The organism is Halomarina halobia, from assembly GCF_029338575.1.
GTDB classification, from domain to species: Archaea; Halobacteriota; Halobacteria; order Halobacteriales; family Haloarculaceae; genus Halomarina; species Halomarina halobia.
In genome coordinates this window covers 2,786,711-2,806,752 of the sequence record NZ_CP119992.1, presented here as the reverse complement: position 1 = coordinate 2,806,752, position 20,042 = coordinate 2,786,711, and the positions used below count along the sequence as shown (strand labels likewise).

Genomic DNA, 20,042 nt, shown 5'->3' with positions numbered 1-20,042 from the left:
GGGTAAGGGGAGGCGAGCGCGTCGGCCTCGTCGAACCGCGTCGACGCCCCGTACAGGCCGCGGTCGGTGCGGAGAGCGGGATCAGTCGTCGTCCGCGCGGTCCGTCTTCGGGTTGACGCTGCCGGTCTGGACGTAGATACCGCCGAGGAGGACGAGGCCGCCGAGGAGCGGGAGGACCGCGCAGGCGGCGTAGATCGGCGCGAAGCCGACGGCGTCGATCAGCGGGAGCGTCACCATCGGCCCGAGTCCCCCGCCGAGGTCGCCGAGGACGTTGTTCGTCCCCATCGCGCGACCCATCCGCCTGTCGGGGGTCAGGTCGGCCAGCAGCGCCATGAGCGGTCCGCTCGTGCCGCCCTGCCCCGCGCCGATGAACAGGCACGCGACGAGCAGGACCCCGAGGGACTCGGCCGACGCTAACGTGACGAACCCGACGAACGACACGCCGAGAAACGCGAAGAGGACCGGAACGCGCGACCCGTGGACGTCGCTCGCCTTGCCGCCGCCGAGCATGAACCCCGAGGCGGCGACGACCGTGACGGCCATCAACAGCCCGGACATCCCCTGGGGACCGTACCCCCAGACGCCGATGTCGTGGGCGTCGACGAACAGCACGAGGGTGGCGAACAGCGCGCCCAGGTACGCGAAGAACAGGCCGAAGTTCACGAACCCGACCGCCACCGTCGGAACGCTGGTGTCGAACTCCCACGGACGGACCGCAGTGCGGGACGCGGAGACGTGGGTCTCCGGCACCATCGCGTACGCGATGAGGCTCGCCAGGAGCGCGAACCCCGCGGCGACGACGAACGCGGTCGAGATACTGTAGAGGTCGCTCACGACGCCCCCCAGGACCAGTCCGGCCGGAAACCCCAACGTGATGCCCCCGCGGACGACGCCCATGCTCGTCCCCCTCGAGTCCCCGTCGCTCACGTCCGCCGCGATCGTGTAGGCGGTGGCGAACACGATCGCGCTCCCGATCCCCCAGATCACCCGCGCGCCCAGGAACCACGCCTCCGGGAGCGGCGAGCCGAGCGCGACCACGTAGCCGAGCGTCGCGACGGCCTCGACGAACAGCCCCGCGATGAGGGGGGCGCGGGTGCCGATCCGATCGATGACCGACCCGGCGGGGGCGTTCGCGACGATCCGCGTGAACCGATTGGCGCTCAGGATGAGCCCGACGAGGAACGGGGAGATACCGAGGACCGCCCCCAGATTCGGCAGGATCGGGAAGACCACCCCGCCGCCGAAGCCGACGAAGAACGTGCTGGCGACCACGGCGAGCACGACCGACTGTGTTCGTTTCATCCGGTGACCTGACCTCGAATAGCGCCTCGGACGCACCTCATCGAGGGTCCGCTCGTACGTTCCGACGCACGGGGTATTAGCGCTACCGTCGAGATCGGACGAGGGCGAGGCCGAGGGCGCAGTCGACGCCTACGCGCCGTCCTCGAACCCGCGCAGGATGCCCTGCCCGTCGGTCCCGCCGAGATCCGGGAGCGTGGCGCGCTCGGGGTGGGGCATCAGCACGGCGACGGTGTCGCGCTCGCCGAGGACGCCCGCGACGTTCCCCCTGGAGCCGTTGGGGTTCGCCGCGTCGGTGACCTCGCCGTCGGCGTCGCAGTAGCGAAACAGGACGCGGTCCTCCTCGACGAGTCGGTCGTACGCCGCCTCGTCGATCTCGAAGCGCCCCTCGCCGTGGGCGATGGGGATCGAGAGCACCTCGCCCTCGTCGTAGGCGCGGGTCCAGGGCGTGTCGGCGTTCTCGACGCGGAGGTGGACGCGCTCGCACTGGAAGCGCGCGCTGGCGTTGGTGGTGAACGCGCCGGGGGTCAGCCCCGACTCGCAGCCGATCTGCGCGCCGTTGCAGACGCCGAGGACGGGGACGCTCGCCTCGGCGCGGGCGCGCACCTCGTCCATCACGGGCGCGCGGGCGGCCATCGCCCCGGCGCGGAGGTAGTCGCCGTAGGAGAAACCGCCGGGCAGGAGGATCCCGTCGGCGTTCTCGGGCAGGCCGTCCTCGTACCAGACGCGCTCGGCGTCCATCCCGAGGTGCTCGAGCGCGCGCTCGGCGTCGCGGTCGCAGTTCGACCCGCCGAACTGGAGGATGGAGATCATCGCTCCTCGACGCTGACCTCGTAGTCGTGGATGGTCGGGTTCGCGAGCAGACGCTCCGCCATCTCCTCGGCGCGAGCGGCGGCCGCGTCCGCGCTCTCGGCGTCGAGGTCGACCTCGTACCGGTCGGTCGACCGGAGCCCCTCCAGTTCGAACCCGAGGCGAGAGAGCGCGCGCTTCGTCGTCTCGGCCTCCGGGTCGAGAACGCCCCGCTTCAGCCTGACCGTGACGGTCGCCGTGTAGGCGGTCATCGGTCGAATGACCGCGGTCGTGCATCAAAACCCTTGTGTTGTCGTTCTGCTATACACGAACGTGGGTATCGACGCGCGATCCGACGTTTGCGCGGAACGTCGCGTTTTTCACCGTCCGGGAGCGTTCGGGGGAACATGGGCGAGTCCGCCGGTCGAGCGACGGAGGAGTACCGATGACGAGCGACCTCACCGAGGTCACGGTCATCGGGAGCGACAAGAAGGGCATCATCGCGCGGGTGACGACGCTGCTGTTCGAGCGCGGCGTCAACGTCGAGGACCTGGACCAGGCGGTCCAGGACGGGGTCTTCCGGATGACCCTCCACGTGGACACGAGCGACATGGTCGTCAAGCCCGAGACGCTCCGGGAGGCGCTGCACGACCTCGGGGAGGAGCTGGGCCAGGAGATCCGCGTGCGCTTCCCGAGCGACCGCGAGACGCGCCGCATCGCCGTGCTCGTCACGAAGGAGTCCCACTGCCTGGAGGCGCTGATCGCGGCACGCGACGCCGGGGGGATCGACGCCGAGTTGAGCGTCGTCGTCGGCAACCACGACGACCTCGCGCCGGTCGCCGAGGCGGCGGGCATCCCCTTCTACGACGTCGGCGACGGGGCGGGCGTGCCCGACGAGGAGTGGCTCATCGACGTGCTCGACGAGCACGACGTGGACCTCGTGGTGCTTGCGCGCTACATGCGCATCCTGGGGCCGAACGTCGTCTTCCGCTACGAGGGGCGCATCATCAACGTCCACCCGTCGCTCCTGCCCGCCTTCCCCGGCGCGGAGGCGTACCGACAGGCCCGCGAGGAGGGCGTCCGCATCGCGGGCGTCACCGCCCACTACGTCACGACCGACCTCGATCAGGGACCGGTCATCGCCCAGCGCGCCTTCGACGTCCCCGACGGCGCGACCGTCGAGGAACTCGAGGCCCGCGGACAGCCCCTGGAGGCCGAGGCGCTGGTCGAGGCCGTGAAGCTCCACCTCGACGGCGCGCTCGCCGTCTACCACGGACGCACCCACCTCCGGGAGGGGGCCGACGGGGAGCACCAGCTCGGCCTCCCCGCGGAGGCGCAGGCGGCCAACCCGGAGACGCCGGTCGACGCGAACAAGCGCGACCGTGAGGGCGAGGGGGCGACCGCCGGGGTCGAGGCCGGGTCGGACGACGACTGAGCCGTCGACAGATGCTGTAGGTCAGACGGAGCACGCCGGCGGCGGCGAAGGAGACGGCAGGCACACCGGGGGTCAAACCGTCGCTTGAGCCGCTACAGCTCCCGCGCCGCCTCGACCGCCTCCGCGAGCGGGGGCGCGTCGAACAGGTCGCGCCCGAGGTAGGCGTTCGCGCCGGCGCGGTAGAGGTCGCTCGCCACCCGGAGGACGCCCTCGGGGAGCGGTTCGGGGTCGCGCGCACAGAGCGTCCGCCAGTCGGCGACGTCCCGGGCCTTCGCCTCCTCCTTCGCGCGGGCCACCGCTTCGACCCACTCCGGTTGCTCCCGTCTGTGGTACTGGCGGACGACCTCCTTCGAGACCTGCTGGCCGGCGTAGGAGAAGCGGTTCTCGTCGAACGTGCCGACCACGTCGGCGACGCGCACCTCGCCGTCGAAGTAGAGGCACTCGATCTTGCCGTCCTCGTGGGTCAACCCCGCCTCCGCGGCGCGCTCGGTCACGAGCGCGTTCACCTCGCGCGCGATCGATTCGAGGTCGGCGACGCTCGCCCGCCCGGCGATGCGGTCGGCCTCCTCCCGTGAGAGGTAGCGGTCCGACTCCTCGTACTTCGTCGAGAACTCCACGACCGGCTCGGGGAGGGCCACCGGCTCGTCGGGCCACGAGCCCCGGTCCAGGCCGAAGTCGGCCGGGGCGCCCCGCGAGCGGAGGCTGGAGCCGACGGGGACCGTGTTGCGGAAGACGATCTCGAGCGGGATCAGGTAGTTCCCGCCCGCCGCAGCGTGGAAGGCGTCGTAGTCGTAGTCCCGGCCCTCGTGGGGGAGGGCCGGAACCTGCGTGAGGTCGATCGCCATCTCGCGGGGCGGTCGAGCGGCCTCGGCGAGGGGACCGACCTCCCCCCCGGCCACCACGCCCCGATAGTGCGTGGGGATCCCGCGCTCCTCCAGCAGTTCGAAGTTGGCCGCGCCCATGGCACAGAGCGCCGCCCCCTTGCCCGGGATCTCGTCGGGCATCTTCCCCCAGTCGAACACGGAGTAGTCGTCGGTGAACCGGAACGCGCCGCGGCCGAGCCGCTCCGGGGTCGCCGCCTCCTCCACCCGGAACTCCTTGACGCTCGTCATCGAGTGGGGGTCCCGACGGGCGGTACAAAGCGGTTTCCATGCCGACCCGCGCCGACCGCCGGTTTTGTCCACGTTCGCGTATATCTCTATCACCGGACGAGGTAGTATCACCGAAAACGTGCATCGAACACCGACGGTCAGCGGACGCGTCGAGACCGTCGGGACGACGCGCCGGCCGGAAGGACGGGGACGGAGGAACCGGGACCGACAGGGGCACCCGCGTGTCAGACCGTCGGCTCGACGTTCTGGTTCATCCGGAACAGGTTCTCGGGGTCGTACTCGTTCTTGAGTTCGATCATCCGGTCGTAGTTCTCGCGGTAGGCGGCGCGCTCCTCGCCCACCTCCTCCGGGACGAAGTTGACGTAGACGCCGCCGGTGGCGTGGGGCGTCATCGCGTCGTAGAGTTCGCGAGCCCACGCGATGCACTCCTCGTCCCGCGCCGGGTCCTCCCACCGGGTGTGGAGGTTCATGACGAACTCGGCGTCGCGGTGCGGGTAGGCGGTCGCCTCCACCGGGACGCGGTTGATCGCGCCGCCCAGTTGCGCGCAGGCGATCTCGGAGAGCGGCGTCGGCATCGACGCCGCGTACTCGACGAAGTTCTCGATCATCCCGTCGGTGATCTCGACGAAGTTGTGGGACTTCCAGTAGTTGCGCGCGCCCTCGGTGAGCAGCGCGTCGAACGCCTGCTGCCAGGCGGCGTACTGGTGAGGCGAGACGACGTCCACGATGGGGTCGCCGATCTCGCGGAACGGCCGGAGCGCCCCCTCGCCCGCGTCCACGTCGCCGGCGTAGAACGCCGCCAGAATGAGCACCTTCCGCCCGTGCCACTCCTCGGGGATGAACGGAAGCGGCGGGGCGTGTCGGAGCACGAACCACACCGCGGCCTCGTCGGGCGCTTCGGCGGCGACCTCGCGGTACTCCCGCAGGACGTCGGCCGCGTCCGCGAGCGGGTGGATGAGAAGTCCCGACAGCACCTCCGGGCCGACCGGATGGAGGTCGAACTCGAAGGAGGTGACGACGCCGAAGTTGCCGCCGCCGCCGCGGACGCCCCAGAACAGGTCCCCGTTCTCGGTCTCGCTGGCGTGACGGAGTTGGCCGTCGGCGGTTACGACGTCCACCGAACGGAGGTTGTCGACCGTCATGCCGTACTTCCGCGAGAGCCAGCCGAAGCCGCCCCCGAGCGTGAGTCCGGCGATCCCCGTCGTGGAGTTGTAGCCCACCGGCGTCGCGAGGCCGAACGCCTGGGTCTCGTGGTCGACGTCGGCGAGTATCGCGCCCGGTTCGACGCGCGCCGTCCTCGCCTCCGGATCCACCCGCACCGCGTGCATCGGCGAGAGGTCGATCACCAGGCCGTCGTCGCAGACGGCGTTGCCGGCGATGTTGTGCCCCGCGCCCTTGACCGCGACGAGCACGTCCTGCTCGCGCGCGAAGTTCACCGCGTCGATCACGTCCGCCACGCCCGCACACTGCGCGACGAGCGCCGGACGTCGGTCGATCATCCCGTTCCAGACGGCCCGCGCCTCGTCGTATCCCGGGTCGTCCGGGCGAAGCACCAGCCCCCGGAACCCGTCTTTCAACGCCGTTACCGCCTTCTCGCCGGGTATGCTCTCTGCAGCCATGGTCGACTGGCCAGGAGGCACCAGAAGAATATAATGATTCCTCACGGAAAGCGGTACTACCCGGTGCGATCATCGTCGGGACCGCGGGCCCGTCACCCACAGTCATTATAGCGATCGGCACGCACCTACCGCCAATGAACCGCCTCCCGACGAACGTCCCGCGCGGTCGATTCGACTTCGAGTACCTGCCGGAGACGGACCAGTCGTTCGAGAACGCGCTGGCGAAGGCGCGCTCGGGCGAGCGCCTGACCGTCGCCGACGGGGTGGAGCTCCTCACGACCGGCACCGGGTTCGAGGGGATCGACCCCGTCCGGAAGGAGCAGGTGCTCGAGGCCGCGGACCGACGGCGCGCCGAGGTCGTCGGCGAGGAGGTGACGTTCGTCGTCAACCTCAACAACAACGTCACCACCGCCTGCAACACGGGCTGTCTGTTCTGTAACTTCAAGGACCCGGCGGGCGAGTTCGAGCGCCCTGCGGAACGCGCGAGCGGGGAGCGGGCGCGAGACGCGATCGACGGGAGCGTCTCGGGTAAGCGAACGGCGAGCGATGCGAGCCGTGAGCAAGGCGACCCGCGAGCGGAGCGCGACGGGGCCGGCGGGACGGACGGCTTCTCGAAGACGCCCGAGGAGTCCCGCCGCATCGTGAGAGACGCCGTCGCCCGCGGCGTCTACGAGGTGACGTCCGTGTCGGGGCTCCACCCGGCGCTCGCGCTGAACGACGAGCACCTGGAGATCCTCGCGGCGAACGGCGGCCCGAACTACAAGCCGGCGAGCGCCTACCGGGTCGATCCGGGGACCTACGTCGAGCAGATCGAGGCGATGAACGTCGACGGCGTCCACGTCCACTCGATGACGCCGGAGGAGGCCGCCCACGCGCGCCGGGGCACCGACTGGTCCTACGAGTCGGTCTACCGCGAACTGACGGACGCCGGGCTGGCGTCCGTTCCGGGGACGGCCGCCGAGATCCTCGTCGACGAGGTACGCGACGTCATCTGCCCCCAGAAGATCGACTCCGCGGAGTGGGAGGCGGCGATGGAGGCCGCCGCCTCGGTGGGCCTCGACATGACCGCGACGATCATGTACGGCCACGTCGAGAACGAGATGCACCGCGTCCTGCACCTCGATCGGGTTCGCGACCTGCAGGAGCGCACCGGCGCGATCACCGAGTTCGTCCCGCTCTCGTTCGTCCACCGGAACACCCCGCTCACGGAGAAGGGGATGGTGACCGACGGCGCGACCCGCGAGGAGGACGAACTGATGATCGCCGTCTCGCGGCTCTACCTCGACAACGTGCCGAACATCCAGTCCTCGTGGGTGAAGTACGGGGACGCGTTCGGGTTGAAGCTCCTCTCCTGCGGCGCGAACGACTTCATGGGGACGATCCTCTCGGAGGAGATCACGAAGCGCGCCGGCGGCGAGTACGGCGAGTTCCGCTCCGTGCGCGACTACGTGGAGATGATCACCGCGATCGGGCGCGTCCCCGTCGAGCGCTCGACCGACTACCGCGAGCGGCGGGTCGTCGATCCCGACGAGGGCCCGATCGGCCCGATGCTCGGGCCGAAGGCCGACGGGACGCCGCTCACGGCGGGGCGACCAGCGCCGGCCGACGACTGAAGTTCGACCTCAGGCGACCCGCCTGCGGTCGTCGGTGGGGTCCTCGAGTTCGCCCATGACCGCCTCCAGCGCGTCGGTCGCGGTGAGCAGGCCGACGACCTCGCCGCCCTCGACGACGAGCGCGAGCTCCTGGCGCTCCGCCTGGAACCGGTCTACGGCCTCGCTGATCGAGACGTCCGGTTCGAGCGTCATCGGCTCGGCCGCGACCGCCTCGAGGTCGGTCTCGCCGTCGCGCAGCGCGTCGAACTCGCGGGTGACCGCGGGGATGTAGACGATCCCGCGGAAGTCCTCGAGCGAGTCGCCGACCAGCGGAAAGCGGGTGTGGGGGTTCGCCGCGATGGTCTCGAAGTTCTCGGCGGGGGTCGCCGCCGTCGAGAGCGCCGCGATCTCCCCCCGCGGTATCATCTCGTCGCGGACGGTCATCCGCTCGATGTCGAAGGCGGCGAGGACCTCCTCGCGGCGCTCCTGCGAGAGGTCGCCGTCCTCGAGGACGGCGCCGAGTTCGTTCCGGAGTTCGGCCCGCGACTCGGCGGCGTCGGCCTCCGTCTCGACCCACGAGCGGGTGAGCTCGACGCCCACGAGTCGGAGGGTCGCCTTCGCCACCCGGTCGCCGAGCAGGATGAGCGGGTAGATGGCCATCGTGAAGTAGTAGAGCGGGGTCGCGCCGTAGCGGGCGACCTGTTTGGTCCGCTCGACGCCGAGGTACGTCGGCGTCTGCTCGCCGTGGGTGAGGTGGAGGAGGTTGATGAGGAAGAACGCGAGGCCCGCCGCGATGATGTGCGTCGAGCCCGGAACGGCCGATCTGAGGCCCGTCGCCTCGAACAGGGGCTCGAACAGCGCGACGAGCGCCGGTTCGGCGACGATGCCGACCGCGATGCTCGACGCCGTGATGCCCACCTGACACGCCGTCAGGTAGATCTCGAGGCGCCCGGTCATCTCCCACGCCCTGCGCAACCCCGGTCCCTCGAACTCCTCCGCCGCGTACTGCCGGACGCGCGTCAGCGCGAACTCGATCGCGACGAAGAACCCGTTGGCGAGGATGAGCAGCAGCCCGGCGACGAGGCGGAGGGCGATTATCGCGTCGACCATCGTGTTCCCGTCGGGTTTCTCGCGTCACCGATTTATATCCCCGGAAGGCGGATCGGCCATCGATCGCCGCCCCGGCCTCCGTCGCTCAGTCCGACAGCACCGCCCGGTACCGACGCCCCGCCGCCCCCTCGGCCTCGATCGCACGGCGGACGCGCGGCGAGAGCCACCCCGGCACGAACCGCTCGTAGACGGGGAGGCGCTCCCGGAGGGGACGCCGGCCTCGTCGGCGATCGACTCGAGTTCCCGGAGGGCTGGCCAGGCGTACTCGGGGTTGATGTAGTCGTCGGTGACCGGCGACACCCCGCCGAGGTCGTCGATCCCGCAGTCGAGCAGGTCGCGGACGGGCGCGAGGTTCGGCGGGACCTGCACGCCCACCTCCTCGGGGAGCGCGACGCGGGCCATCGCGACGGCGCGGCGGAGCGCGTCGAGGGCGGGCGTATCGCCGCGCCAGCGCTCGTTCCCCACGACGGGCTGGACGATGACCTCCTGGACGTGGCCGTAGCGCTCGTGCATCGCGCGGATCGCGAGCAGCGACTCGGCCCGGTCGCGCCACGTCTCGCCGATGCCGACCAGGATCCCGGTGGTGAACGGCACCCCGAGTTCGCCCGCAGTGCGGATGGTGTCGAGCCGCTGGCCGGGGGACTTCCCGCGGGGGCCGGCGTGCGCTCGCACCTCGGCCGTGGTCTCCAGCATGACGCCCATGCTCGCGTTCACGTCCGCGACGAGCCCCATCTGCTCTCGCGTCTGATCGCCGGGGTTCGAGTGCGGGAGGAGCCCCTCCTCCAGGGCGATCTCGCACGCCTCGCGGAGGTAGGAGTGGATCGAGTCGTGACCCCACTCCGCTAGCTGGTCGTGTATCTCGGTGTACCGGTCGTCAGGGTCGTCGCCGAAGGTGAACAGCGCCTCCGTGCAGCCCGCGTCCGCGCCCGTCCGACAGACCTCCCGGACCTCCTCGGGGCGCATGAGCGAGGCCCGCCCCGGCGGGTCGTAGTAGGTGCAGTAGGTGCAGGTGTACCGGCAGGCGGTGGTGAGCGGGAGGAAGACGTTCCGCGCGAACGAGAGCTCGGGGGCGGGGTCGACGTCGGCGGGCGTCGCCGCGAGCAGGCGCTCGACGGCGTCGTCGTCGACGGCGAGGTCGATGCCGTACTCGTCCGCGTCGGGGATCACGACCGGACCTCGCCCGCCGACGGCAAAAAGCCTGTCACTCGCCCTCGCGGCGCACGCCGACGCGTCCCCCGTCGACCGCGAGGACGAACCCCCGGTCGCGGAGCCACTCGCCCGCGACACCCTCGCCGTGCAGGAGGACCTCCACGAGGTCCGCGGGTTCGTCCACGTCCGTTCCGAGCCGGTAGGAGTCTACCGTGACGGGGTGCGCCCCGATCGTCTCGCAGGCGGAGAGGTGGTCGCGATAGGACGCGCCGTGGTAGTCGACGCGGAACTGGGGGTGTCGGGCGAGGAGGGCGTTGGTCCCGCCGCCGCGACCAGGTGCGAGGACCACCTCCCCGGCGGCGTCGAACAGGCGCGCGAGGGCGGCGGGCGTCGCCAGCGCGAGGTCGGCCGCGACGACCGCCACGGGTTCCCCGGCGGCGTCGAGGACGGCGTTCACGGCGTCGGTGAGCGGGCGGGCGTCGACGGCGACGGGGTCGGGGAGATCCGCGTCGAGTGGCTCGGTCGCGAGGACCTCCGGGACGCGTCCGGCCCCCCAGACGGCCGCGAGCACGTCGTCGAGCATGGCGCGGCTGAACGCGACGCGCTCCTCGGGGTCGAGGACGGGCGCGAGGCGGGTCTTCGGGTCGCGGACTCGGTACGGGACGACGACGCGCATTCGGGGGAGAATCGGGCCGGAGTCAGAAGAGCGGTTCGAGTTCGTCCTCCTCGTCGGCGATGAGTTCCTGGAGGTTGGCGTCGCTCCCCGCGCGGATCTCCTCGATGTTCTCGCGGGTCTCGATGGCGACCCGCTGGAGCTCCTTTATCCGCGGGACGTTCGTCACACCCGCGAGCAGGACCACCGCGGCGACGAAGTCGGCGTCGCGGATGGGGTAGTCCCCGCCGCGGACCTCCATGCTCCCGGTCTGCTCCTCGAGCCACTTTCGGCCGCGCTCGATGCCCTTCCGGTTGAGATAGTGAGAGGGGCCGCTCAGGACGAGCAGGGCGCGCTCGGTGCCCTCGATCTCGCAGGGGAGCGTGAGCCGGCCGAGCGCCGCCTTGCGCACGAGGCTGGTGATGCGGTTCGTCGTCTTCGCGGCGTCGAGGTCGTCGCTCGCGCCGTTTCCGCGCAGGCGCGAGAGCAGGCCGGCGTCCTGTCGCTCGATCGTCTCCGAGGCGTAGCCGACGGTGGAGACGCCGCCGCCCGCGAGCGTGTTGATGATCTCGCTCGAATCTACCACCGACTCCGCGACCTCGCCGCCCCGCTCGACCTCGCCCGCGCCGAACAGCAGACCGAAGCGGGTGACGATCTCCTCGTTGATGCCGTCGTAACCCGCCTGGACCGACTCGCCGGAGCGCCGCCAGGCGTCGTTGTCGAAGACGAGCAGGTGGTCGCACTCGCGGACGTAGGTCTCGAACGAGCGCGCCGCGTTGAGCGTGTAGATACCCCCTCGTCCGCGCTCGGGAGGATGCCGAGGGCGTACACGGGTTCGGTGTAGATGCGCTTGAGGTGGCGCGCGAGGACCGGGCCGCCGCCGGAGCCGCTCCCGCCGCCGAGGCCCGCGATGATCAGGAAGGCGTCCACCTCGTGGGCAGGCACGTCGTCCATCGCCGCCACGAGTTCGTCGATGTCCTCCTCGGCGACCTCCGAGCCGAGTTCGTTGTCGGCACCGACGCCGTGGCCCTTCACCCGGGACTGCCCGATGAGCACGCGGTTCTCCTCGGGCACGTTCTCCAGGCCCACCAGGTCCGCCTTCGCCGTGTTCACCGCCAGCGCCGCCCGGACGATGTCCGAGCCGTTCCGACGGTCGTACTCCAGGAACTTGTCGAGGATCTTCCCTCCGGCCTGCCCGAAGCCCACCATGGCCAGTTTCATATCATCGGGAAGAGACTCACCAGAATTATAAGTCTTGCTACGGAGAATGAATCCGTTACGGGAACTAAATCGCTGGTTACGCCGGCTCCCCGCGCCCCTCGACGCCCAGGTACTCGGCGAGGGTGGTGAGGTCGGCCTCGCGCACGCCGAAGGCGGTCACGTCGTTGTCCGCGACGGTGTTGTCCATGCGCAGCGAGCGCGCCTGATCGGGACCCATCGGCCCGCCCACGGCCCCGAGCACGGAGAGGCCGACGTCCGCGAGCGCCATCGGGATCGGGATCGCGGTGAACGAGTGGCCGTCCGCGCGGTGGGCGAGCTTCGCCACCTCCTTCAGCGTGAGCACCTCCGGACCGCCCACCTCGTAGGTCTCCCCGGCGCGCTCGTCGTCCTCGACGGCGTCCGCCAGCATCGGGACGAGGTCGCCCACCCAGATCGGCTGGAACCGCGTCTTTCCCCCGCCGGGCAGCGGCGCGGCCGGGCGCGGCGCGAGCTTCTTCGTGAACGGGACGAACTCGCCGCCGTCCCCGAAGACGACCGAGGGGCGGAAGATCGCGTAGTCGAGCCCCGCGTCGCGGACGACCTCCTCCGCCCGCCCCTTCGCCCGCAGGTAGGCCGTCTCGCCCGCCGGATCGGCGTCGAGCGCGCTCACGTGCACGAGCCGGGGCACGTCGTGGGCCCGCATCGCCTCCACCACGTTCTCCGCGCCGCCGAGGTGCACCTCGAAGTGCGCCTCGTTCCCCCCGTCGGGCCGGAACAGCGGCGAGAGCGCGACGAGGTAGACGACGGCGTCCCGCCCCTCGAAGGCCCCCTCGATCGAGTCGTAGTCGGTGACGTCGCCCGCGTACGTCTCGACCTCCGCGGGGAGGTCGGGATCGTCGGGCGAGCGCGACAGCGTGGTGACGTCGTGACCGCGCTCCACGAGTTCGCGACAGAGCGCCGTCCCGATGAAGCCGGTTCCGCCGACGACGAGGACGTTCATACCGTACCTGTCGTCCCGCGAGAACGTAAAGCTAGTGCGCCGCCGGTAGAAGTCCGGCAACTCAAGACCCCTCGCCGGAAACTCGGGGTATGCTCATCACGCTGGAGGGGATCGACGGCTCCGGCAAGACCACCGCGTGGGAGGCGCTGCGCGACGTCTACCCCGACGCGGTGTTCACCCGCGAGCCGACGACGTCATGGTACGGCGAGGCCGTCCGCCGCTCGCTCGCCGACGACGACGCCGACCCCCTCGCCGACCTGTTCCTCTTCACGGCGGACCACGCCGACCACCTCTCGCGCGTCGTCCGGCCGGCGCTTGACGAGGGGCGACTCGTCGTCTCGGATCGCTACTCCGACTCGCGCTACGCCTACCAGGGCGCGGCGCTCTCCGGCGTCGTCGAGCGGCCCGTCGAGTACATCCGCGGGATCCACGGCCCCTTCACCCGGCCGCCCGACGCGACGATCTACCTCGACGTTGACCCCCGGGTGGGCGCGGAGCGGGCGGGCGCGAACGACAAGTTCGAACACGCGGGCTACCTCGCCGCGGTACAGGAGAACTACGAGCGACTCATCGGGTACGAGCCCGAGCGGTTCGTCCGCGTCGACGGCGAGCGGCCGCCCGAGGAGGTCCTGGAGAGCGTCGAGTCGGCCGTCGAGCGGATCCTGGACGCGGGAGAGGGGAGCGCCCGGGAAAACTAGCCAAATCAGCGCGGACTAGCGCGGATCGATCGTCCGCGGCCCGCGGACGTTGTCGGCGGTGAAGAATGCGGCACCGAGCAGCGTCGTGAGCGCGACGGCGACGGCGGCGTCGGGGGGAGCGATCGCCCCGGCGCCGACGGCGGTGTTCCACAGTGTGCCGGAGAGTAGAAACGACAGGAGCGTCACTTCCACGATCTCGAGGAGGTGGGTGCGAATCATGGGGATGCCTCGTTCGCCTGGAGGGAGGCGTCGGCCGCACTTGTGTCGTTCGAACCGCGACGCGATTCGCGGGCGTCGTCACCGTCGCGGGCTGTCCTCGCGGGCGTACTCGGCCGGTAGCTCGACCTCGTCGGGGGCTGGCATCCAGAAGTAGTCGAAGGCGGCCCCGAGCGCGAGCGGGAGGACGACGGCGACGGCGACGACGGCGTTCGTCGAGCCGAGGTTGAACCCGAGGCCGAGGACGCCGCTGAGAAAGAGCGTCGCGAGGACCAGCACGACCGGCGTGATGAGGAGCGTGAAGACGATGGGGCCCCACTGGGTGTCGAGGCGGACGCGGAAGAAGCGCGTCAGGAGGGCGGCGGCCGCCGCGTTCACCCCGAGGACGAACAGCAGGCCGACCACGTCGATGACCGAAACCATACCGCTCGTAGGGGCGGGAACCCCTTTGTGGTGTCGCTCCCGGGGGCGTTGCGGTGCCCCGCCCCGCCCGACCACCGGCGACACCGCGTGCACGCACCGGGTCATCGACGAGCGGGGTCTCTCCGACACGCGGTTCGGCGTCGACGAGGTCGAGGCGATGCTCGCCGACACGGTCCACGCTGGGCGACCGGTCGTCACTCGACGAACGTGCCGAGCCGTCCCTCGATGATCTGGATCAGGACGGTCGCGAACGCCGTGTCGGCGCTCCAGATGGCCATCTCCTCCGGCGCGCTCGTCTCGCCCGTCCCGCCGACGCTGAGCAGGATCGCCCGGCCGTCGACGATGAGCAGTCGCCCGCCCTGCCCCTCCCAGTCGCGCAGGTCGGGCACGTGGGCCGTGGTGACCGACCCCTCGAACCGGTCGAGCACGTCCCGCGAGGCGCTCACGGCGGAGACGGCGACGCCCCGGTCGGCCGCCTCGGCGAGCGCCGCGACGAGTCGCTCGTCGGCGAGCGAGGGGTCGCCGGTCGCGAGGAGCACGCTCGACCGCGCCTCCGCGACGAGCCGTTCGATGCGCGTCGAGACGGTGTCGAACCCCTCGACCGTCCAGACGCCGTCGCGCTCCTCGGTCGGTTCGACCTCCTCGCGGACGCGCTCGAGGTGGTCGAACGCCGTGTCGAGGTCGCGCTCGAACCGACCGCGCAGCTGTGTGCGCGCCTCCTCCAGATCGACTGCGCGGTACTGGATCGGCGAGGACTGACGGCTCGCGACGAGCCCGCGACGTTCGAGGCGGTCGGCCGCGCCGTACACCTGCGAGCGCGGAACGTCCACGACGCGGGCGACGTCGCTCGCCGACCCGACGCCGAGCGAGACGAGCGCGATGAACACCTTCGCCTCGTACGTAGAGAGGCCGAGGCGCTCTAACGCCTCGACGGCCGCCTGCTGGTCCATAGCCTCCTCTGATCCCCCGTCGGCTTATCCTCCACGATGCGTCTCGGGCGGCGTGGGTCAAACGGCGTCGGTCGGCGCGTGTCGATCCGCCATCCGCCGCACCTCCGCGGCGTAGCGCTCGCGCGTCTCCGGGTCGGCGACCGTCGCGGTGTCGTCGAGCGCCACGTCGAGGGCGGCGCGCGTCTCGCGGTGATCGCCGGTGAAACTCGTCAGCGCGCGCTCCTTGCGGAACTCGCGCGACCCGTCGGGCGTCGCGTAGGTGAGGATGATGAGGTTCTGCTCGTCGTCGGAGTAGGTCCGCTCGACCAGCCACACTCGGACCGCGTCCTCGCCATCGCCCGGATCTGCGACCATACCCCCGGTACTCCCACGCGACCCCTGAACCTGTCGCCGGTCGGCAGGAACCACCGGGAGGGGTAAGGTTATTGTAGCGTGTTCTCATACACGGGACCATGCGGTTTGTTATCGTAGGTGCTGGGCGGGTCGGTCGCCGGACCGCCCGCGTGTTAGAGGAGGAGGGTCACGACGTGACGGTCATCGAGGTGAACCCGGCGACCATCGACCGCGTCCGATCCGAGGGGTTCGACGTCGTCGAGGGCGACGGCTCGAACGAGAACGACCTGCTGGCTGTCGGACTGGAGGACGTGGACGCCCTCGGCGCGCTCTCGGGGGACGTGACGGTGAACCTCATCGCCTGCATGATCGCGTCGGCCCACGGCTGTCGGACCGTGCTGCGCGTGGACAGCGACTACCGCGAGTACGTCCTCGGGAAGTACGCCTCGGACGTGGACGAGGTGATCTACCCCGAACGCCTCGGGGCCATCGCGGCGAAGAACGCCCTCATGGGCGGGAGCGTCCGCGCCATCGCCGACGTGGCCCAGAACGTCCAGCTCCTCGAACTCACCGTCAGCGAGGACGCGCCGATGCGCGGGTACTCCCTCTCGGAACTCGAACTCCCCGCGAACGCGCGCCTCCTCGGATTCGGCAAGAAGGGGGAGTCGGTGGGCCTCCCCGACGCCGACGACTCGCTCGAGCTCGGCGATCGGGTCATCGTCATCGCCGAGTTCGACTCGCTGTCCGACGTGCGCCACCTCATCGTCGGCGACGCGCCGACCGCGACCGCCTGAGGTCGGACGGGACGGGGGAGCCGGGATCAGAGCGGCATCGGACCGCCGGCGTCGCCGCCGTCCCCGCCCCCGCCGGACTGCTGGGCGCGCGCGAGTAACTCCGAGACGGGCGGGCGGTAGGTGTACCCCGGGACGATCCCCTCGACGTAGGTCCCCTCGGCGTACTCGGCGAGCGCCTTCGCCACGTCGGGCGCACGCTCGGCGTCCTCGAACTCGAAGACGAACGTCGCCACGGCCTCCCCCTCGACCGCCTCGACGGTCAGCTCCTCCAGTTCGACGTCCGCCCGGACCGCACCGGGGGCGTCCTCGAGTCGGATCTCGTACGTCTCGAACCACCCCCGCCGAAGGTTCGGCCCGACGGCCTCCTCGACGGCGGCGTCGAGGGTCGGCGCGCGCACGGTGAGCACGTAGCGAAGCGCCCGGTCGTCCGTCCCGGCGGACCTGTCTGACTCCTCCGGGCCGAGGTCCTCGACGGTGACGCGCCCGTCGAAGGCGATCGTCTCGATCACGTACTCCCCGTCCGCCGCGGCGTAGGCGTCGTGGGCGTCGAACGCCCCCCGCGCCCGCTCCGGTAGCTCGTCGGTCATCACTCCGGCTAGGCGAAGCGACGGGAAAAGGCCAGCGCGTCGGCGTGACCGCTCGTGTTCGATGATGCCGGAGAGGTAGTCCGGTCTGCGATTCCCGCGAAAGCCCTCTCGCGGTGACTGGTCGAACCACCGCGGTGGGTGGGAGAGGAGGGGACGAGCCGCTGGCGTCGAATACTCGTTCGGATACGGTATAGAGCGTCGGCAGCGACAGCGAGGCTGCCTCGACAGCCCCCGCCGTCTCGACTCGGGCGACTCGCCGCGGTCCTCGGACTGCGTCCCGCGCTGCTTACGTCGGCGGCCGTCGCCGAGACGACGGCCCCTTTCAGTTCCGCCGCTCGTGACCGTACTCGCGACGCGGATGCGGGAGGGAGGATTTGAACCGAAACCGGACGGTCGCCCTCACCCCGCTCGGGCGCTGCGACCGGCAGGGTTCAAATCCACCTCGATCTATCCGCGCCGCTCGTGACCGTACTCGCGACGCGGATGCGGGAGGGAGGATTTGAACCCCCGAACCCCTACGGGAACGGATCTTAAGTCCGCCGCCTTTGGCCAGACTCAGCCACTCCCGCGCGAATCGACAGAGACGCCGGAGCGCCTAAAAGGCCACCCAAACGCCGCCGGACGCTCACCAGTCGACGCTGAGCGTCCCGTCGCCGTCCGGGTCCGGCGCGATCTCCTCGTTCGTCCGGCGGTCGACGACGTGGATGACGCCGCGGTCCTTCTTCGCCGGGCAGACCTCGGCCGCGCGGACGTTGTGTTCCAGTTCGTCCTCGCCGAAGAAGTAGGTCAGGGGCCTGGCGATGCCGCTCAGCAGGTCCATCTCCCAGTTGGCAGAGACCTCGGCGCACCGCCCCGCGGCGATGCACTTGTTCGCCTCGAAGACGATCTTGTAGGGCTTCTCCTCGACGGGCGGGGCGTCTCGCTCCCCGATCTCGCTCGGGTCGACGGGTCCGTCCTCGGCCATTGCCCGACGTTGCGCGCGCCGGACATTGGGGTTGTCGGTGTCCGCGCGCGACCACGGTTGTCAGAGCGGGCGGCTCAGCGCGCGTCCGCCAGCGGGACGAACGACCCCTCGCTCGCGGTCATCCACGCGGTGGTGATCTCCTCGGCCGTCGCGTCGGCCGGGTAGAGCGTGCACTCGTCGGGGGCGTCGGCGCGGCGCTCGACGCGGTGGAGCATCGTGCGCTCGCCGCGACGGGCGCGCAACTCCTCGACGATGCTCGGCGCATCACCGTCGGCGAAGTCGTTCCGGGACATGGTGAGCGGGACGCGACGAAACGCGCCTCCTAACCGAGAAGCTAGATCTATAGAACATAAGTCTTCTCAATAGCCCTCGCCGGAGGTACGGGGAGCGTCGGACGTGTCGGAGGTATCGGTGTGGGGGTTCCGGATGCGCTCCGAGCGGATCGTTACCTACCGGAAGATCTGGACGGACTCGATGACGGCCTCCTCCTGCGGGCGGTCCTGCCCGTCGGTCGGGAGCGAACCGATCTCGCGGACGACGTCCATGCCGTCGACGACCTGCCCGAACACCGAGTGCTTGCCGTCGAGGTGCGGCGTGGCGTCGAGCGTGATGAAGAACTGCGAGCCGTTGGTGTTCGGCCCGGCGTTGGCCATGGAGAGTTTCCCCGGCGCGTCGTGGGTCAGTTCGTCGTGGAACTCGTCGTCGAACTGGTAGCCCGGACCGCCACGGCCGGTCCCGGTCGGGTCGCCCCCCTGGATCATGAAGCCCTCGATGACGCGGTGGAAGGACACGTCCTGGTAGAGCGGATCAGTCCGCGTCTCGCCGGTCTCCGGGTCCTCCCACTCCCGCGAACCGGTGGCGAGGCCGACGAAGTTCTCCACCGTTCGCGGCGCGCGCCCCTCGAACAGCTCCAGTCGGACGTCGCCGCGGTTCGTCTTGAGAACGGCCTCCGGGTTGTCGTCGTCTGCCTTCTCGTGCATACGCCCGAGAGTGCCCCCGTCCCCAAAACCCTACTGGACGCCGGGCGGGAGACGACGGCGGGCGTCGCGTCCCCCTCTCGGCGGCTCCGGCCGAAGGAGACACGCTCAAATACGTGCGGTCGAGAGTGACGGACGATCCCATGTCGCTCACCGGACTCCTCCGTCGCGTCAGTCGGTTCGCGAGCACGTACTTCGTGATCTGGGTGCTCCTGTTCTCCGGCGTCGCCGTCGTCGAACCGTCGCCGTTCACGCCGGTCCTTCGGTACATCGCGCCGCTGCTCGGCGTCATCATGCTCGGGATGGGACTGACGCTCCAGCCCGTCGACTTCCGGCGACTCGTCGAGCGCCCGCGGGACGTGGCGGTCGGCGCGCTCGCCCAGTGGCTCGTCATGCCGGTCGCCGCCTACGGCCTGTACCTTGCGCTCGACCTCCCGCCGGCGGTTGGCGTCGGGCTCATTCTCGTGGGGGCCGCGCCGGGCGGCACCGCGTCGAACGTGATGACCTACCTCGGCGACGGCGACGTGGCGCTCTCGGTCGCCATCACCACCGTCACGACGCTCGCCGCGCCGCTGGTCATGCCCGCCTGGGTCGTCCTCCTGCTCGGCGAGCAGCTACAGGTGACGTTCCTCGACATGTTCCTGAGCATCGTCCAGATCGTGCTCGTGCCCGTGCTGCTCGGGTTCGCGATCCGCTGGCTTCTCGATCGCTTCGCCCCACGCGCGGCCGAGGTCGGCCTCGACGTGTTCCCGGCGGTGAGCGTGGCGGTCATCGTCGCCATCGTCGCCGGGCTGGTGGGCGCGAACGTCGAGACGATCCTCGCGGCGGGCGGCCTCGTCGCCCTCGCAGTGGTCGCGCACAACGCGATCGGCCTCGGCGGCGGCTACGCCGCCGGTCGGATCGCACGGATGCCGACCGAGCGCGTCCGGACGTGCGTCTTCGAGGTCGGGCTACAGAACAGCGGGCTCGCCGCGGCGCTCGCGGCGACGTTCTTCGGGGCCGAGGCGGCGCTCATCCCCGCGCTGTTCTCCGTCTGGCACAACGTCACCGGCCCGGCGCTGGCGAGCCTCTTCACGTGGCGCGACGAGCACCGGACGGGCGTCGACGCGGCGCGGGCGTCCGGCGCGACCGACGACTGAGAGG

Annotated in this window: 21 protein-coding genes, 1 tRNA gene and 2 pseudogenes; 5 read left to right on the top strand and 19 right to left on the bottom strand. The window is 70.7% G+C overall.

Features of this window, described 5'->3' with window-relative positions; translation table 11 throughout:
- Window positions 1-81: 81 nt before the first annotated feature.
- From P1K31_RS14880 to purS, 3 genes are all read right to left on the bottom strand, one after another.
- Complete coding sequence (locus P1K31_RS14880) at window positions 82-1,302, bottom strand: MFS transporter (RefSeq protein ID WP_276304110.1); 1,221 nt, start codon at window positions 1,300-1,302, stop codon at window positions 82-84.
- A gap of 129 nt (window positions 1,303-1,431) precedes the next feature.
- A complete protein-coding gene (purQ, locus tag P1K31_RS14875) occupies window positions 1,432-2,112 on the bottom strand; it encodes a phosphoribosylformylglycinamidine synthase I (protein WP_276304109.1) in 681 nt (226 codons plus the stop codon).
- Window positions 2,109-2,360 (bottom strand): phosphoribosylformylglycinamidine synthase subunit PurS, encoded by a 252-nt coding sequence (purS, locus tag P1K31_RS14870; RefSeq protein WP_254545732.1) that lies wholly within the window; start codon window positions 2,358-2,360, stop codon window positions 2,109-2,111. The genes purQ and purS overlap by 4 nt, the downstream gene beginning before the upstream one ends.
- A gap of 173 nt (window positions 2,361-2,533) precedes the next feature.
- Between purS and P1K31_RS14865 the strand changes: the two genes are divergently transcribed.
- The gene (locus P1K31_RS14865; protein ID WP_276304108.1) at window positions 2,534-3,523 is read left to right on the top strand and encodes a formyltetrahydrofolate deformylase; all 990 of its coding nucleotides are present in this window, start codon (window positions 2,534-2,536) and stop codon (window positions 3,521-3,523) included.
- A gap of 92 nt (window positions 3,524-3,615) precedes the next feature.
- Here the strand turns inward: P1K31_RS14865 and P1K31_RS14860 are convergent, their stop codons facing one another.
- Window positions 3,616-4,635 (bottom strand): phosphoribosylaminoimidazolesuccinocarboxamide synthase, encoded by a 1,020-nt coding sequence (locus tag P1K31_RS14860; protein WP_276304107.1) that lies wholly within the window; start codon window positions 4,633-4,635, stop codon window positions 3,616-3,618.
- Between the two features lie 224 nt (window positions 4,636-4,859).
- Window positions 4,860-6,254, bottom strand: a complete 1,395-nt coding sequence (locus tag P1K31_RS14855; protein ID WP_276304106.1) for an FAD-binding oxidoreductase — start codon at window positions 6,252-6,254, stop codon at window positions 4,860-4,862.
- Window positions 6,255-6,388: 134 nt separating this feature from the next.
- On the opposite strand from P1K31_RS14855, the gene cofH reads away from it, so the two are divergent.
- Window positions 6,389-7,867 carry a 7,8-didemethyl-8-hydroxy-5-deazariboflavin synthase subunit CofH gene (gene cofH, locus P1K31_RS14850; protein WP_276304105.1) on the top strand — a complete coding sequence of 493 codons (1,479 nt, stop codon included), beginning with the start codon at window positions 6,389-6,391 and terminating at the stop codon, window positions 7,865-7,867.
- Between the two features lie 9 nt (window positions 7,868-7,876).
- Here cofH and P1K31_RS14845 read toward each other — a convergent pair whose 3' ends face one another.
- From P1K31_RS14845 to P1K31_RS14825, 5 genes and pseudogenes are all read right to left on the bottom strand, one after another.
- The gene (locus P1K31_RS14845) at window positions 7,877-8,956 is read right to left on the bottom strand and encodes a CNNM domain-containing protein (RefSeq protein WP_276304104.1); all 1,080 of its coding nucleotides are present in this window, start codon (window positions 8,954-8,956) and stop codon (window positions 7,877-7,879) included.
- Between the two features lie 85 nt (window positions 8,957-9,041).
- A pseudogene (gene cofG, locus P1K31_RS14840) lies at window positions 9,042-10,123 on the bottom strand (7,8-didemethyl-8-hydroxy-5-deazariboflavin synthase subunit CofG).
- Window positions 10,124-10,157: 34 nt separating this feature from the next.
- Entirely contained in the window at window positions 10,158-10,781 is a 624-nt protein-coding gene (gene cofC, locus P1K31_RS14835; RefSeq protein ID WP_276304103.1) for a 2-phospho-L-lactate guanylyltransferase, read from the bottom strand.
- A gap of 22 nt (window positions 10,782-10,803) precedes the next feature.
- Window positions 10,804-11,978: pseudogene (locus P1K31_RS14830) on the bottom strand (tubulin/FtsZ family protein).
- Window positions 11,979-12,054: 76 nt separating this feature from the next.
- Window positions 12,055-12,957, bottom strand: a complete 903-nt coding sequence (locus P1K31_RS14825) for a complex I NDUFA9 subunit family protein (RefSeq protein ID WP_276304102.1) — start codon at window positions 12,955-12,957, stop codon at window positions 12,055-12,057.
- A gap of 89 nt (window positions 12,958-13,046) precedes the next feature.
- On the opposite strand from P1K31_RS14825, the gene tmk reads away from it, so the two are divergent.
- The gene (gene tmk / locus P1K31_RS14820) at window positions 13,047-13,655 is read left to right on the top strand and encodes a dTMP kinase (RefSeq protein WP_276304101.1); all 609 of its coding nucleotides are present in this window, start codon (window positions 13,047-13,049) and stop codon (window positions 13,653-13,655) included.
- Window positions 13,656-13,670: 15 nt separating this feature from the next.
- Here the strand turns inward: tmk and P1K31_RS14815 are convergent, their stop codons facing one another.
- The 4 genes from P1K31_RS14815 to P1K31_RS14800 form a co-directional block, all read right to left on the bottom strand.
- Window positions 13,671-13,874, bottom strand: a complete 204-nt coding sequence (locus P1K31_RS14815) for a hypothetical protein (protein WP_276304100.1) — start codon at window positions 13,872-13,874, stop codon at window positions 13,671-13,673.
- Between the two features lie 78 nt (window positions 13,875-13,952).
- Entirely contained in the window at window positions 13,953-14,294 is a 342-nt protein-coding gene (locus P1K31_RS14810; RefSeq protein ID WP_276304099.1) for a DUF7991 family protein, read from the bottom strand.
- Window positions 14,295-14,488: 194 nt separating this feature from the next.
- Window positions 14,489-15,244, bottom strand: a complete 756-nt coding sequence (locus P1K31_RS14805) for a TrmB family transcriptional regulator (protein WP_276304098.1) — start codon at window positions 15,242-15,244, stop codon at window positions 14,489-14,491.
- Window positions 15,245-15,301: 57 nt separating this feature from the next.
- A complete protein-coding gene (locus tag P1K31_RS14800) occupies window positions 15,302-15,598 on the bottom strand; it encodes a DUF7967 family protein (protein WP_276304097.1) in 297 nt (98 codons plus the stop codon).
- Between the two features lie 98 nt (window positions 15,599-15,696).
- Here P1K31_RS14800 and P1K31_RS14795 point away from each other — a divergent pair, with 98 nt between their 5' ends.
- Entirely contained in the window at window positions 15,697-16,371 is a 675-nt protein-coding gene (locus tag P1K31_RS14795; RefSeq protein WP_276304096.1) for a potassium channel family protein, read from the top strand.
- A gap of 26 nt (window positions 16,372-16,397) precedes the next feature.
- On the opposite strand, the gene P1K31_RS14790 is transcribed toward P1K31_RS14795, so the two are convergent.
- From P1K31_RS14790 to P1K31_RS14770, 5 genes are all read right to left on the bottom strand, one after another.
- Window positions 16,398-16,958, bottom strand: a complete 561-nt coding sequence (locus P1K31_RS14790; protein ID WP_276304095.1) for a DUF5813 family protein — start codon at window positions 16,956-16,958, stop codon at window positions 16,398-16,400.
- A gap of 484 nt (window positions 16,959-17,442) precedes the next feature.
- Window positions 17,443-17,527, bottom strand: a tRNA-Leu gene (locus P1K31_RS14785).
- 56 nt (window positions 17,528-17,583) lie between these two features.
- A complete protein-coding gene (locus tag P1K31_RS14780) occupies window positions 17,584-17,922 on the bottom strand; it encodes a ferredoxin (protein WP_276304094.1) in 339 nt (112 codons plus the stop codon).
- A gap of 74 nt (window positions 17,923-17,996) precedes the next feature.
- Window positions 17,997-18,215, bottom strand: a complete 219-nt coding sequence (locus P1K31_RS14775; RefSeq protein WP_276304093.1) for a DUF7511 domain-containing protein — start codon at window positions 18,213-18,215, stop codon at window positions 17,997-17,999.
- A gap of 156 nt (window positions 18,216-18,371) precedes the next feature.
- Window positions 18,372-18,902 (bottom strand): peptidylprolyl isomerase, encoded by a 531-nt coding sequence (locus P1K31_RS14770; protein ID WP_276304092.1) that lies wholly within the window; start codon window positions 18,900-18,902, stop codon window positions 18,372-18,374.
- Window positions 18,903-19,042: 140 nt separating this feature from the next.
- Between P1K31_RS14770 and P1K31_RS14765 the strand changes: the two genes are divergently transcribed.
- The gene (locus P1K31_RS14765) at window positions 19,043-20,038 is read left to right on the top strand and encodes a bile acid:sodium symporter family protein (protein WP_276304091.1); all 996 of its coding nucleotides are present in this window, start codon (window positions 19,043-19,045) and stop codon (window positions 20,036-20,038) included.
- Window positions 20,039-20,042: the final 4 nt, after the last annotated feature.

What these genes read in the sequence shown, in the direction of transcription:
- P1K31_RS14880 (WP_276304110.1), bottom strand. Translation starts at nt 1,302, where the DNA reads ATGAAACGAACACAGTCGGTCGTGCTCGCCGTGGTCGCCAGCACGTTC.
- purQ (WP_276304109.1), bottom strand. Translation starts at nt 2,112, where the DNA reads ATGATCTCCATCCTCCAGTTCGGCGGGTCGAACTGCGACCGCGACGCC.
- purS (WP_254545732.1), bottom strand. Translation starts at nt 2,360, where the DNA reads ATGACCGCCTACACGGCGACCGTCACGGTCAGGCTGAAGCGGGGCGTT.
- P1K31_RS14865 (WP_276304108.1), top strand. Translation starts at nt 2,534, where the DNA reads ATGACGAGCGACCTCACCGAGGTCACGGTCATCGGGAGCGACAAGAAG.
- P1K31_RS14860 (WP_276304107.1), bottom strand. Translation starts at nt 4,635, where the DNA reads ATGACGAGCGTCAAGGAGTTCCGGGTGGAGGAGGCGGCGACCCCGGAG.
- P1K31_RS14855 (WP_276304106.1), bottom strand. Translation starts at nt 6,254, where the DNA reads ATGGCTGCAGAGAGCATACCCGGCGAGAAGGCGGTAACGGCGTTGAAA.
- cofH (WP_276304105.1), top strand. Translation starts at nt 6,389, where the DNA reads ATGAACCGCCTCCCGACGAACGTCCCGCGCGGTCGATTCGACTTCGAG.
- P1K31_RS14845 (WP_276304104.1), bottom strand. Translation starts at nt 8,956, where the DNA reads ATGGTCGACGCGATAATCGCCCTCCGCCTCGTCGCCGGGCTGCTGCTC.
- cofC (WP_276304103.1), bottom strand. Translation starts at nt 10,781, where the DNA reads ATGCGCGTCGTCGTCCCGTACCGAGTCCGCGACCCGAAGACCCGCCTC.
- P1K31_RS14825 (WP_276304102.1), bottom strand. Translation starts at nt 12,957, where the DNA reads ATGAACGTCCTCGTCGTCGGCGGAACCGGCTTCATCGGGACGGCGCTC.
- tmk (WP_276304101.1), top strand. Translation starts at nt 13,047, where the DNA reads ATGCTCATCACGCTGGAGGGGATCGACGGCTCCGGCAAGACCACCGCG.
- P1K31_RS14815 (WP_276304100.1), bottom strand. Translation starts at nt 13,874, where the DNA reads ATGATTCGCACCCACCTCCTCGAGATCGTGGAAGTGACGCTCCTGTCG.
- P1K31_RS14810 (WP_276304099.1), bottom strand. Translation starts at nt 14,294, where the DNA reads ATGGTTTCGGTCATCGACGTGGTCGGCCTGCTGTTCGTCCTCGGGGTG.
- P1K31_RS14805 (WP_276304098.1), bottom strand. Translation starts at nt 15,244, where the DNA reads ATGGACCAGCAGGCGGCCGTCGAGGCGTTAGAGCGCCTCGGCCTCTCT.
- P1K31_RS14800 (WP_276304097.1), bottom strand. Translation starts at nt 15,598, where the DNA reads ATGGTCGCAGATCCGGGCGATGGCGAGGACGCGGTCCGAGTGTGGCTG.
- P1K31_RS14795 (WP_276304096.1), top strand. Translation starts at nt 15,697, where the DNA reads ATGCGGTTTGTTATCGTAGGTGCTGGGCGGGTCGGTCGCCGGACCGCC.
- P1K31_RS14790 (WP_276304095.1), bottom strand. Translation starts at nt 16,958, where the DNA reads ATGACCGACGAGCTACCGGAGCGGGCGCGGGGGGCGTTCGACGCCCAC.
- P1K31_RS14780 (WP_276304094.1), bottom strand. Translation starts at nt 17,922, where the DNA reads ATGGCCGAGGACGGACCCGTCGACCCGAGCGAGATCGGGGAGCGAGAC.
- P1K31_RS14775 (WP_276304093.1), bottom strand. Translation starts at nt 18,215, where the DNA reads ATGTCCCGGAACGACTTCGCCGACGGTGATGCGCCGAGCATCGTCGAG.
- P1K31_RS14770 (WP_276304092.1), bottom strand. Translation starts at nt 18,902, where the DNA reads ATGCACGAGAAGGCAGACGACGACAACCCGGAGGCCGTTCTCAAGACG.
- P1K31_RS14765 (WP_276304091.1), top strand. Translation starts at nt 19,043, where the DNA reads ATGTCGCTCACCGGACTCCTCCGTCGCGTCAGTCGGTTCGCGAGCACG.